The sequence below is a fragment of the Cupriavidus sp. 05T41 genome, from assembly GCF_056396525.1.
The window spans coordinates 82,412-95,076 of the sequence record NZ_JBFTLQ010000029.1; the positions used below are offsets into that span (position 1 = coordinate 82,412).

Consider the following 12,665-nt stretch of genomic DNA (forward strand, 5'->3'; position numbering starts at 1 on the left):
TGTGGATGGCGGGGCCGCGCTGCGTGGCTGCGGCCCTCGGTTCGTTCCTGGATTACTGAAGCACGGTCTCGATGGCGCCCGCTACCTGCAGCACGCGCGCGTCCTGCCCGTTGAGGCCGCACACGCCAAGGCCGATGCCCTGCCCGGCCACCGGCAGCGGCAGCGAGACGGCGCAGCCGTCGAGGAAATTGATCACGCTGGCGTTGCGCAGCACGAGGCCGTTGGTGGCGAAGAAGGCTTCGTCGCTTTGCAGCGCATCCAGCCGTGGCGGGCGTACGGCCACGGTGGGCATCAGCCAGGCGTCGGCCTCGCGCAGCAGCCCGGCGGCGCGCGCTTGCATGGCGCGGCGCGCGGCCAGCAGGTCGAGGTAGTCGGCGGCGCCGAGCTGCTCGCCGCGGCGGATGCGCATGGCGACGCGCGGGTCATAATCGCCGCCGCGTTCGGCCAGCAGTTGCTTGTGCCAGTGCCACGCCTCGGCCGCGGTCAGGCCGCCGCCGGCGTTGATGTCCGGCAGGCGCTTGAGTTCGGGGAAATTGAACGGCACGATGCGCGCGCCAAGGCGCGCGAGCATGTCGAGCGTGGCGTCGAAGGCCTGGGCGACCTCGGCGTCGAGGCTGTCGCAGACGAAATCGCGCGTAACCAGCAGGCGCAATCCGGCCAGCGGCGCGGGCCTGCTGTCCAGGGCCTCGCCGCTGACGATGGCGTCGAACGCCGCGCAGCAGGCCACCGAGCGTGCCAGCGGGCCGGCGGAGTCGAGCGAGGTGGAGAGCGGTACGCCGCCATCCAGCGGCACGCGGCGCGCGCTGGGCTTGAAGCCGGTCAGGCCGCAGAATGCGCTGGGGATGCGGATGGAGCCGCCAGTATCGGTGCCGAGCGCCGCGGCTGCCATGCCGAGCGCCACGCTGACGGCGCCGCCCGAGGTGGAGCCGCCGGCGATGCGGGCTTCGTCGAACGGCGTGCGCGGCGTGCCGTAGTGCGGGTTCAGCCCAAGGCCGGAGAAGGCGAACTCGCTCATATTGGTACGCCCGATCAGCACGGCGCCCGCTGCGCGCAGGCGCGCCACGGCGACTGCGTCTGCGCTGGCGGGCGCGCCGGCAAGCGCCTTCGATCCGGCCCGCGTCACCTGCCCTTTTACGTCGAACAGGTCCTTGATGGAAATCGGCAGGCCGGCCAGCGGCGACGCCACCAGGCCGGCCGCGCGGGCCTGGTCGGCGGCACGCGCGGCGGCCAGCGCGCCGGCCGCGTCCACCTCCAGGAAGGCGACGCCGCCCTTAGCGCGATGGTCTTCGATGCGCGCCAGCGCCTGCTCGGTCAGCGCCACGCTGGTGGTGCGCCCCGCGCCGAGTTCGGCGGCGAGCGCGGCGATGGTCGGTTGCGCGGCGCTCATGGTGCCACCGCCAGGCAGGCCACGCGATAGGCATGGCGCAGGGTGCGCTTGCGTACCGGGTCGTGCAGCTCCACTTCGAAGGCTTCGCCACTGCCGAGTTCGCCGATCACCGCCTGCGTGCCGCAGAACATGGCGGTGCCGGGCGGCAGCGTGTCTTCACCGGTGAGGCGCCGGATCAGGTCACGCGGATCGAGCAGGCGCGTCACCAGGCCTTCCTGGTACAGCTCGCGCTGGCCGTTGCGGGTGCGCCAGCAGCGCATCTGCAGCTGGTCCCAGTGATCCGCCACGTCGGCAAAGCGCCAGAGTTCGGTGCCGAGCGGCTTGGCGCACATCTGCTTGGAGACGGTGACGTCGTAGGCCTCGACCTTGCGGTCGGTGTGGTCGGAGCCGACGCCGATGTACATGGCGTCCTGGCCGGCCAGCAGCACGAACTCGATCTCGCCCGAGGAATCCTCGCGCGGCACTTCGAGCAGCGTCTCGGTGGTCAGCAGCGAGGCGGCCAGCGGGTAGAAGCAAGGCACGGTCGAGGGCGGCCTGACGCCGATCTCTTCGAGCTCGCGGATGTGATGGTTGACGGCGTCGGCGTCGCGGCCGGTCCAGCCGGCGATGATGAGGCGCTGGATGTCGAGGGCGAGTGCGCCCTCGCCGGCGACCTGGAATTGCAGTGTCGGCATGTCGTACTACCTGTTGCGGAGAAAAACGGTCAGTGGGTCAGATGGTCCGGATGATGTTCTTCCGGAATTCGTCGATGTGTTCCCGGATGGCCTCGCGCACCGCCGGGATGTCGCGCCGCTCGAGCGCGTCGACGATCAGCAGGTGCTCCTGGTAGACGTTCTCCAGGTGCTGCGGATCGGATAGCGAGAGGAACCAGAAACGGGCCTGCTTCTCGTGCAGGTTGCGCAGCAGGTCGGCCAGCACGCGGTTGCGCGAGGCGGCCGACATGGCGGTATGGAACTTGAGGTCGAGCGAGGCCAGGCCGGCAATGTCACGCCGCGCGATCAGCTCCGGCGAACGGCCGAGGATCTCGCGCATGGCCTTGAAATCGCTTTCGTGGCCGCGCTCGGCGGCGAGCGTGGCGCACAGGACCTCGTTGGTCGCGCGCACTTCGATCATGTCGAGCACTTCATTGAGCGACAGCGGCGAGACCAGCACGCCCTTGCGCGGCATGATCGAGACCAGCCCTTCCACCTCGAGCCGGTGCAGCGCCTGGTGGACAGGCGTGCGGCCCAGCCCGAGCAGGCCCGCGACCTGGGCCTCGTTGAGCGGCTCGCCCGGGCGGAACTCGCAGGCGATGATGCGGCGCTTGATCTCGGCGTAGGCCTGCTCGCGCATGGCGGCGCCGGTCGCGGCGCGGCTTGCGGCGCCACTCTCGGCGGCGGGTTCGCCGGCACTGGCAACGAGCCTGATCGGGTTCGCCATGATGCGTTCCTGCGGTGTTGAAGTTGTTGTGATACTAGCCTGATATTTCACTGATCGTCAACACGATGAAGCGCAGGGTAAACGCTAGGCTGCGGCACCGCCAGGCGACGGGAATCCACGCAGCGCCGCCCTTGCATCGCTTCGCCGCATGGCGAGAGCTCCCCGCAAACCCATGCTGGGCAAAGCTTTCCGGTGCGCCATCAAAAGCGTTCCCGCATGATGCGCAATACCGTGCCCGCTATCGCTATTCCCAAAAACTCGCAGCCCTTCTATCATGTCCACATCGACCTAGAATCGATAATCGATTCAGTCGTATATTGGTGCAATATGCATTCATCGTGGTGCAAGACCTCCCAGCGATGGTGCCCAGACCTGCATGCGACCTCGACGGAAAATGCGAACATGACCGGGCAGTACAAAAAAAACGAGGACGCCGACACGCCGGCGGCCACCGCAGAAAGCAGCGAGGACACCACCCGCCCGGACCCGCTTTTCAACCAGTCGCTCGAGAAGGGCCTGGAGGTCCTGCGCGCCTTCAGTGCGGTGCATCGCACGCTCACCCTGGCGGAGTTGGCCGGGCTCACCGGCATGACCAAGAGTTCGGCGCAGCGCACCGTGCATACGCTGGAGAAGCTCGGCTACGTCGCCAAGCATCCGCAGACGCGGCGCTTTCGCCTGACCCCGAAGGTGATGGAGATTGGCTACAACTACCTGTCCGCGGACGCGCTGATCCAGGCCGCCAGCCCTTATCTGTCGCAGCTCGCCAATGCCAGCGGCGAAACCGCCAACCTGACCGAGCCGGTCGGCCTGGACATGGTCTACGTGGCGCAGCTCATGACGTCGAAGTACATCCCGGTGCTGACCCCGGTTGGCATGCGCATCCCCATGTATTGCACCAGCAGCGGCCGGGCCTACCTCAGCACGCTGCCGGACGAGCAAGTGATGGCGATGCTGGAAAGCTCCGCGCGCGTTGCGCGCACGCCGGCCACGCTGACCGATGTGGCGGCGATCTTCGAGACCGTGGCGGCCTGCCGCAAGGTGGGCTATGCCTGCAACAACGAGGAACTGTTCCTGGGCGACATGGGCATTGGCGCGGCCATCGTCAACAGCCAGGGCCAGGCGGTGGGCGCGGTCCATGTATCGCCGCCCGCCAGCCGCTGGAGCATGGCCGAGGCGCAGAAGAAGCTGGCGCCGATGGTGATCGAGTGCGCATGGGCAATCTCCCGCTCCATCGCCCACTGAGAGGCTGCTTCGCCGTGCCCTGAAACAGCCGCGCGGGGCGGAATGAAGCGGGGCGGAAGGAAGCGGGAAAGGCCGGGCTAGCGGGCGTGCTCCAGCATGGCCTGCAGCAGCACGTTGGCGCCGGCCTCGACATGCTCGGGCAGCGCGTCTTCCAGTTCGTTGTGGCTGATGCCGTCCTTGCAAGGCACGAAGATCATGCCGGTCGGCGCGCGCTGGGCCACGTAGACGGCGTCATGGCCTGCGCCGCTGACCACGTCCATATGCGGCAGCCCCAGCGCCGCGGCCGCGCGCCGCACGCTGTCCACGCAGGCGGGCGCGAACGCGCAGGGCTCGAACTTCACCACCTGGCGGATCTCCACTTGCACCGCGCCGTCGCGCGCGATCCGGGCGAACTGCGCGCGCATGGCCGCGTCCATGCGGTCAAGCCCCTCCTGCGAGAGATTGCGCAAGTCCACCGAGAAGTCCACGTGGCCCGGGATCACGTTGCGCGAGTTGGGCGCCACGTGCACGTAGCCGACCGTGCCGCGGCCATGCGGGGCCTCGGCCACGGCAATGCGGTTGACCTCGTCGATCATGCGCGCGGCCGCCAGCATGGCGTCGTGGCGCAGCGCCAGCGGCGTGGGGCCGGCATGCGCGTCCTGCCCGGTCACGGTCACGTCGTACCACTGCTGGCCGAGCGCGCCGGAGACCACGCCGATCGGCAGCCCGGCGGCTTCGAGCACCGGCCCCTGCTCGATATGCGCCTCGAAATAGGCAGCGAACATGCCGCCGGGCACCTCGCCCACCGCATGCTCGCCGCGGTAGCCGATCTGCGCCAGCGCCTCGCCCACGCTGATGCCATCGAGGTCGCGCTGGGCGCGCACGAACCCGGCCTCGAACACGCCGGCAAAGGCGCCCGAGCCCATCATCACCGGCGTGAAGCGGGTGCCCTCCTCGTTGGTCCAGAAGGCCAGTTCCAGCGGCGCGCGGGTGACGATGCCGAGGTCGTTGAGCGTGCGCATGACCTCCAGCCCGGCCAGCACGCCGAAGTTGCCGTCGAACTTGCCCCCCGAGGGCTGGGTGTCGATATGGCTGCCGGTGGCCACGGCGGCCGCATCGGGATCGCTGCCCGCGCGCCGCGCGAACACATTGCCCACTTCGTCGGTGCGCACCTCGAGCCCGGCCTCGCGGCACCAGCCCACCACCAGGTCGCGACCCTGGCGGTCCAACTCGGTCAGGGCGATGCGGCACACGCCGCCCTTGGGCGTGGCGCCGATCTGCGCCAGGTCCATCAGCGATTGCCACAGGCGGGTTGCGTTGATGCGGGGAAGGTGTTGCTGGTCCATGTCGGGAAGCCGGTTGGTTGGAAAACGAAAGGACAGGCCAGCAAAAAGCAGGCCATGGGCAAGGCAGGCACAAGCCATGAAGCGGACGCCCCCCTTGCGCCTGCGTGACACCGGTCGCCGCAACGCCTCTGCCTCGGCCGGGTGCCGCGGCAACTGGCACATGACTTGCTTGAAGGGATGCGTCCGCCCTTCCCCCCACCCAGGAGCACTGCCCGTGACCGTTTTTTCTTCCCCCGCCGCCGGAAGCACGAAACCCAGCCTGAAAGCCGTCGCCGCTGCCGCCGCGCTCACTTCGCTTTCCCTGCTCGCCCTGCCCGGCGCCGCCCATGCCGAGAAGGTGCTGCGCGTGGGCATGACCGCCGCCGACATCCCGCGCACGCTGGGCCAGCCCGACCAGGGCTTCGAAGGCAACCGGTTCACCGGCATCCCGATGTACGACGGCCTGACCCAGTGGGATCTCTCCAAGGGCAACGGCCCGAGCCTGCTGATCCCCGACCTGGCCACGGAATGGAAGGTGGATGCCAAGGACAAGACCAGGTGGGTCTTCAAGCTGCGCCCCGGCGTGAAGTTCCACGACGGCTCGGCGTTCAACGCCGACGCCGTGGTGTGGAACGTGAACAAGGTGCTCGACAAGACTGCCAGGCAGTTCGACCCCAGCCAGGTCGGCGTGACCGCCTCGCGCATGCCGACGCTGCGCTCGGCCAAGAAGATCGACGACCTCACGGTGGAGCTGGTCACCTCCGAGCCCGACTCCTTCCTGCCCTACAACCTGAGCAACCTGTTCATGGCCTCCCCCGCGCAGTGGGAGAAAAAGCTCGCCGCGGTGCCGGCCTCGGTCACCGATACGGCCGAACGCAGCAAGCAGGCATGGGTGGCCTTCGCCGCCGACGCCTCCGGCACCGGCCCGTTCAAGATGAGCCGCTTCGTGCCGCGCGAGCGGCTCGAGGTGGTGAAGAACGCGCAGTACTGGGACAGCAAGCGCGTGCCCAGGATCGACAAGGTGGTGATGCTGCCGATGCCGGAAGCCAATGCGCGCACCGCCGCGCTGCTGTCCGGCCAGGTGGACTGGATCGAGGCGCCGGCGCCTGACGCCGTGGCGCAGATCAAGAGCCGCGGCTTCGAGGTCTACGCCAATGCGCAGCCGCATATGTGGCCGTGGCAGCTGTCCTTCGCGCCCGGCTCGCCCTGGCTCGACAAGCGCGTGCGCGAGGCGGCCAACCTGTGCGTCAACCGCTCGGGCCTGAAGACGCTGCTGGGCGGCTACATGGCCGAGGCCAAGGGCATCGTCGAGCCGGGCAGCCCGTGGTGGGGCAATCCCAAGTTCGATGTCAAGTACGACGCCAGCGCCGCGCGCAAGCTGATGACGGAAGCCGGCTACTCGGCAGCCAAGCCGCTCAAGGTCAAGGTGCAGGTGTCTGCCTCGGGCTCGGGCCAGATGCAGCCGCTGCCGATGAACGAGTATGTGCAGCAGAACCTGAAGGAGTGCTTCTTCGACGTGGACTTCGACGTGGTCGAGTGGAACACGCTGTTTACCAACTGGCGCGTCGGCAGCAAGGACCCGAGCGCGCACGGCGCCAACGCCATCAACGTGAGCTTCGCGGCGATGGACCCGTTCTTCGCCATGGTCCGCTTCGTCAGCACCAAGACGCAGCCACCGGTCTCCAACAACTGGGGCTACTTCGGCAACGCCGAGTTCGACAAGTTGATCGAGACCGCGCGCACCTCCTTCGATGACAAGGCGCGCGACACCGCGCTGGCCAGGTTGCACGCGCGCATCGTGGAAGAATCGCCTTTCGTGCTGATTGCGCATGACGTGGGCCCGCGCGCCATCTCGAAGAAGGTCAAGGGCGTGGTGCAGCCGCAAAGCTGGTTCATCGACCTGGCCACGATGTCGATGGACTGAGCCGTGTTGCCGGTGCGGGCGCAAGGGGGAGATGCGCCGCGCCGGCTTGGCCCCCCGCTCCCTCGCCCACAAGCGGGATTGGGGGAAACAACAAGCGCATCGCCTTGCATTGCCCTGCCCCACTCTTTCCTTTTCTCTAGCCGGCCAAGCCCATGACTTACCTGCTCCGCCGCATCGTCTATGCGATCCCCATCCTGCTCGGGGTCGCCCTGCTGTGCTTCTCGCTGGTCCATATCGCGCCGGGCGATCCGCTGGTGTCGGTGCTGCCGCCCGACGCCTCGGAGGACCTGCGCCGCCAGCTCACCGCGCTGTACGGCTTCGACAAGCCCTTCCTCGAGCAATTCCTGCACTGGCTCGCCCGTGCGCTGCACGGCGACCTGGGCACCTCCATCGCCACCAACCGGCCGGTCATGAGCGAAGTGATGACCGCGGTGGTCAACTCGGTGCGCCTGGCCGCCGTGGCCACGTTGATCGGCTTTACCTTCGGCTGCCTGTTCGGCTTCGTGGCGGGCTACTTCCGCGATTCCGTGGCCGACCGCACCGCATCCTTCCTGTCGGTGTTCGGCGTCAGCATGCCGCACTACTGGCTGGGCATGGTGCTGGTGATCGTATTCTCGGTCTTCCTCGGCTGGCTGCCCGCCACCGGCGCGGGGCCGGGCGGCTCCGCCGACTGGCAATGGGACTGGGAACATCTGCAGTACATGCTGCTGCCGGCGATCACGATGTCGGTGATTCCGATGGGCATCGTCGCGCGCACCATCCGCGCGCTGGTCGCGGAGATCCTCTCCAACGAGTTCATCGTCGGCCTCAAGGCGCGCGGGCTGTCCGAGCTCGCGGTGTTCCGCCACGTGCTCAAGAACGTGGCGCCGACCGCGCTGTCGGTGATGGGCCTGCAGCTCGGCTACCTGCTGGGCGGCTCGATCCTGATCGAGACCGTGTTCTCCTGGCCCGGCACCGGCTTCCTGCTCAATTCGGCGATCTTCCAGCGCGACTTCCCGCTGCTGCAGGGGACCATCCTCGTGCTGGCCGTGTTCTTCGTGCTGCTGAACCTGCTGGTGGACGCGCTGCAGACGCTGTTCGATCCCCGCATCCAGCGCAACTGACCCAGCAAGCCAACCGGAAGCCATCATGGAAATGACTTTGAAGAAGCCCGCCGTCGCGCCGCTCGTGCAGCGCTCGCCCGGCTACTGGACCACGGTCGGCCGGCGCCTGCTGCGCAACAAGCTGGCCATGCTGGCCGCGCTGATCCTGCTGGCGCTGGTGCTGATGGCGCTCTTCGCGCCGGCGCTGATGCCGGCCGATCCCTACGCCGCGTCGATCCTCAAGCGCCTCAAGCCCGTCGGCACCGAGCACTACCTGCTTGGCACCGACGAACTCGGGCGCGACATGCTCTCGCGCCTGATGCTGGGCGCGCGCCTGTCGCTGTTCATGGGCATCACGCCGGTGCTGATCGCCTTCGTGGTCGGCAGCGCGCTGGGCATCGTGGCGGGCTACGCCGGCGGCTGGACCAATACCGTGATCATGCGCCTGGTCGACATCCTCTACGCCTTCCCCTCCGTGCTGCTGGCCATTGCGCTGTCGGGCACGCTGGGCGCGGGCGTGGGCAATGCGCTGCTGTCGCTCACCATCGTGTTCGTGCCGCAGATCGTGCGCGTGGCCGAGAGCGTGACCACCCAGGTGCGCAACCGCGAATTCGTCGACGCGGCGCGCGCCTCGGGCGCGTCGTCGCTCACCATCGTGCGCGCGCACGTGCTCAACAACGTGCTGGGCCCGATCTTCGTCTACGCCACCAGCCTGATCTCGGTGTCGATGATCCTGGCCTCGGGGCTGTCCTTCCTCGGCCTCGGCGTCAAGCCGCCCGAGCCGGAATGGGGCCTGATGCTCAACACGCTGCGCACCGCCATCTACACGCAGCCGTGGGTGGCCGCACTGCCCGGCGCGATGATCTTCCTGACCTCGATCTCCTTCAACCTGCTCGCCGACGGCATCCGCTCGGCGATGGAAATCAAGGACTGACGCCATGACCGAAACCACTTTGCCGCAAGCCCTGCGCAACGCCGACGTCGGCGGCCCGGCCCAGCCGCTGGTGATCGCCCGCGAGCTGGTCAAGCATTTCCCGCTCAAGTCGAAGATCCCCGGGCGCCGCGCCGGCGTGGTACGCGCCGTCGACGGCGTCGGCTTCGAGGTCCTCAAGGGCGAGACGCTCGGCGTGGTGGGCGAATCGGGCTGCGGCAAGTCCACCACCGCGCGCCTGCTGATGCAGCTCATCGAGCAGGACAGCGGCGAGCTGATCTTCGACGCGCAGGGCGTGGGCTCGGCGCAGTTGCCGATGAAGCGCTTTCGCAGCCAGGTGCAGATGGTGTTCCAGGACAGCTACTCCTCGCTCAACCCGCGCCTGACCATCGAGGAATCGATCGCCTTCACCGCGCGCGTGCACGGCATCGGCGCGGCCGAGGCCAGCGCGCGGGCGCGCGCCCTGCTCGACCGCGTGGGCCTGGAGCCGGCGCGCTTCGCCGGGCGCTATCCGCACGAGCTGTCCGGCGGCCAGCGCCAGCGCGTGAACATCGCCCGGGCGCTGGTGCTGCGCCCGCGCCTGGTGATCCTGGACGAGGCCGTCTCGGCGCTCGACAAGTCGGTCGAAGCGCAGGTGCTGAACCTGCTGCTGGAGCTCAAGGCCGAGTTCGACCTCACCTACGTCTTCATCAGCCACGACCTCAACGTGATCCGCTACCTGTGCGACCGCGTGATGGTGATGTACCTGGGCAAGGTGGTCGAAGTGGGCGACACCGAGACGCTCTACGCCAACCCTTCCCACCCATACACGCGCGCGCTGCTGGCCTCGATGCCGGCCACCGACCCGGACCACCGCACCCTGGTCGCGCCGCTGGCGGGCGATCCGCCCAACCCGATCAACCCGCCATCCGGCTGCAGCTTCCACCCGCGCTGCGCCATGGCCGAGGCGGTCTGTGCGCGCCGCGCGCCGGTGCTGTCCGACGCGCTGGCCGGGCATCCCGTGGCCTGCCTGATGGCCAATGCGGACGGCGGCCACAGCCGCCATCTGGCTGCAAGGATCTGAGCGAGGCTTATCGTGACCCCACAAGTGACCCCACAAGTGACCCCACAAGACAACAACACCGAACAGCAAGCCTCCACGGCCCCGATGGTATCGGTGCGCGACCTGCGCGTGACTTTCTCCGGCAGCGGCAAGACCATCCGCGCCGTCAACGGCGTGTCGCTGGACGTGGCGCCGGGCGAGGCGCTGGCCCTGATCGGCGAGTCCGGCTCGGGCAAGAGCGTGACCCTGCGCGCGCTGATGCGCCTGCACCCGCCGCGCCGCACGCGCATGGAAGGCAGCATCCGCATCGACGGCGCCGACGTCATGGCGCTCGATGCGCGCGCGCTGCAGCGCCTGCGCGGTGGCACGGTGGCGATGGTGTTCCAGGAGCCGCTGCTGGCGCTGGACCCGGTCTACACGGTGGGCCAGCAGATCATCGAGTGCATCCGCACCCATGCGCGCGTGTCCGCCGCCGAGGCGCGCCAGCGCGCGCTGCGCGCGCTGGAGTCGGTGCGCATTCCCAGCCCCGAGCGGCGCCTGGCGGCCTACCCGCACGAGATGTCCGGCGGCATGCGCCAGCGCGCCATGATCGCGCTGGCGCTGTCGGCCAGCCCCAAGGTGCTGCTGGCCGACGAACCCACCACCGCGCTCGACGCCACCGTGCAGATCCAGGTGCTGATCCTGCTGCGCGAGCTGCAGCGCGAGCTGGGCCTGTCGATCGTGTTCGTCACGCACGACATCGGCGCGGCGGTGGAGATCGCCGACCGCGTGGCGGTGATGTACGGCGGGCGCATCGTCGAGGAAGGGCCGATCCGCACGCTGCTGCGCGCCGCCCGCCACCCTTACACCATCGCGCTGCTGCAAAGCCGCCAGCACGGCATGGACCGCGGCCAGCGGCTGCAGACCATTGCCGGCTCGCCGCCCGACCTGGCCGCGCTGCCGCCCGGCTGCACCTTTGCGCCGCGCTGCGCCCATGCGCGCCCGTCCTGCCTGGCCCAGGTGCCCGCCGCCACCGATCTTGGCCACGGACACCGCGTGAGCTGTATGCTGGTGTCCGAGCCCGCCGTTGCAGAAGTTGCCGCCTGAGAATCCCGATACTAGGAACCCGACCGATATGTCCCTGGCCACCCATCCCGCCCGCGCCTTCATGCCGTATCCCGCCGCCGACGTCCCCAATGCGCCGTCGGGCCCGCTCCACGGCCTCACCTTCGCGGCCAAGGACCTGTTCGACGTGGCCGGCTACCCCACCGGCGGCGGCAATCCGCATGTGCTGGCGCTGTCCGGCATCAAGACCGGCACCGCACCCGCCGTGCAGCGCCTGCTGGACGCCGGCGCGGCCTTCGTCGGCAAGACCCATACCGACGAACTGGCCTTCTCGATGAACGGCAAGAACGCCCACTACGGCTCGCCGGTCAACGGCGCTGCGCCCGGGCGCATCACCGGCGGCTCCTCGTCCGGCTCGGCCTCGGCGGTATCCAACCGGCTGTGCGACTTCGCGCTCGGCAGCGACACCGGCGGCTCGGTGCGCGCGCCGGCCAGCCATTGCGGCCTGTACGGCATCCGCCCCACCCACGGCCGCATCTCGCTGGAGCGCACCCTGGCGCTGGCCGAGAGCCTCGACACCTGCGGCTTCTTCGCGCGCGATATCGGCACCTTCTCGCGCGTGGCCGACGTCCTGTTGGGCACCGACAGCCGCCCCCTGCCGTCGGCCCCGCGCCTGCTGCTGGCCGAAGACCTGTTCCGCCTGCCCACCGCGCCCGCGCTGGATGCGCTGCTACCGGTGGTCGGCCGCATCGAAGCCGCCCTCGGCAAGGCCGCGCCGGTCGCCGTGGCGGACCGGCCGATCGAGGATATCTGGTGGGCCTTCCGCTACGTGCAGGGCTGGGAAGCCTGGCAGGCCGACGGCGAGCTGATCGAGCAATACGGCCTGCAGCTCGGCCCCGACGTGGCCGGGCGCTTTGCCTTTTCCAAGGGGGTCACGGCGGCGCAGTTCGAGGCCTCGAGCGCGCTCCGCCGCGCCGTCACCGCGCACATCGGCGCCCTGCTCGGCGACGACGGCGTCCTGCTGATGCCGAGCATGCCCGACATCGCGCCGCTCTCGGACGCCGACGGCGACACGCTCGAGGATTACCGCAACCGCTCGTCCCAGATCCTCTGCCTGGCGCCGCTGACCGGCTTCCCGCAGATGAGCCTGCCGCTGTCGGGCCGCGCCGGCGCGCCGCTCGGCCTGTCCCTGATGGGCCCCGCCGGCAGCGACCGCAGCCTGATCGCATTTGCGCAAAGCCTGGTGAAGGCACTAGGCTAAGCTACATTGCGCCTGCTTTTCCCGCGCGC

Annotated in this window: 11 protein-coding genes; 7 read left to right on the forward strand and 4 right to left on the reverse strand. The window is 69.1% G+C overall.

What is annotated here, in order from left to right:
• Nucleotides 1-52: 52 nt before the first annotated feature.
• The 3 genes from AC1DKV_RS18620 to AC1DKV_RS18630 are packed head-to-tail and all read right to left on the reverse strand — an operon-like array spanning nt 53 to nt 2,806.
• Complete coding sequence (locus AC1DKV_RS18620; protein ID WP_441615959.1) at nt 53-1,387, reverse strand: amidase; 1,335 nt, start codon at nt 1,385-1,387, stop codon at nt 53-55.
• Complete coding sequence (locus AC1DKV_RS18625) at nt 1,384-2,061, reverse strand: DUF2848 domain-containing protein (RefSeq protein ID WP_441615961.1); 678 nt, start codon at nt 2,059-2,061, stop codon at nt 1,384-1,386. The genes AC1DKV_RS18620 and AC1DKV_RS18625 overlap by 4 nt, the downstream gene beginning before the upstream one ends.
• Nucleotides 2,062-2,098: 37 nt before the next feature.
• Complete coding sequence (locus AC1DKV_RS18630; RefSeq protein ID WP_441615963.1) at nt 2,099-2,806, reverse strand: GntR family transcriptional regulator; 708 nt, start codon at nt 2,804-2,806, stop codon at nt 2,099-2,101.
• Between the two features lie 402 nt (nt 2,807-3,208).
• Between AC1DKV_RS18630 and AC1DKV_RS18635 the strand changes: the two genes are divergently transcribed.
• Nucleotides 3,209-4,048: an IclR family transcriptional regulator gene (locus tag AC1DKV_RS18635; protein ID WP_441615965.1), complete on the forward strand. Its 840-nt coding sequence runs from the start codon at nt 3,209-3,211 to the stop codon at nt 4,046-4,048.
• A 77-nt stretch (nt 4,049-4,125) separates the two neighbouring features.
• On the opposite strand, the gene AC1DKV_RS18640 is transcribed toward AC1DKV_RS18635, so the two are convergent.
• Nucleotides 4,126-5,373: a Zn-dependent hydrolase gene (locus AC1DKV_RS18640; protein WP_441615967.1), complete on the reverse strand. Its 1,248-nt coding sequence runs from the start codon at nt 5,371-5,373 to the stop codon at nt 4,126-4,128.
• Between the two features lie 214 nt (nt 5,374-5,587).
• Here AC1DKV_RS18640 and AC1DKV_RS18645 point away from each other — a divergent pair, with 214 nt between their 5' ends.
• The 6 genes from AC1DKV_RS18645 to AC1DKV_RS18670 all read left to right on the forward strand — a co-directional run bounded on the left by AC1DKV_RS18645 (nt 5,588) and on the right by AC1DKV_RS18670 (nt 12,636).
• Nucleotides 5,588-7,276 carry an ABC transporter substrate-binding protein gene (locus tag AC1DKV_RS18645; RefSeq protein ID WP_441615969.1) on the forward strand — a complete coding sequence of 563 codons (1,689 nt, stop codon included), beginning with the start codon at nt 5,588-5,590 and terminating at the stop codon, nt 7,274-7,276.
• A gap of 152 nt (nt 7,277-7,428) precedes the next feature.
• Complete coding sequence (locus AC1DKV_RS18650) at nt 7,429-8,379, forward strand: ABC transporter permease (protein WP_441615971.1); 951 nt, start codon at nt 7,429-7,431, stop codon at nt 8,377-8,379.
• Nucleotides 8,380-8,404: 25 nt separating this feature from the next.
• Nucleotides 8,405-9,292, forward strand: a complete 888-nt coding sequence (locus AC1DKV_RS18655; protein WP_441615973.1) for an ABC transporter permease — start codon at nt 8,405-8,407, stop codon at nt 9,290-9,292.
• A 4-nt stretch (nt 9,293-9,296) separates the two neighbouring features.
• Entirely contained in the window at nt 9,297-10,352 is a 1,056-nt protein-coding gene (locus AC1DKV_RS18660; RefSeq protein ID WP_441615975.1) for an ABC transporter ATP-binding protein, read from the forward strand.
• A gap of 84 nt (nt 10,353-10,436) precedes the next feature.
• Complete coding sequence (locus AC1DKV_RS18665; protein ID WP_441616502.1) at nt 10,437-11,417, forward strand: ABC transporter ATP-binding protein; 981 nt, start codon at nt 10,437-10,439, stop codon at nt 11,415-11,417.
• Nucleotides 11,418-11,445: 28 nt separating this feature from the next.
• Complete coding sequence (locus AC1DKV_RS18670; RefSeq protein ID WP_441615977.1) at nt 11,446-12,636, forward strand: amidase; 1,191 nt, start codon at nt 11,446-11,448, stop codon at nt 12,634-12,636.
• Nucleotides 12,637-12,665: the final 29 nt, after the last annotated feature.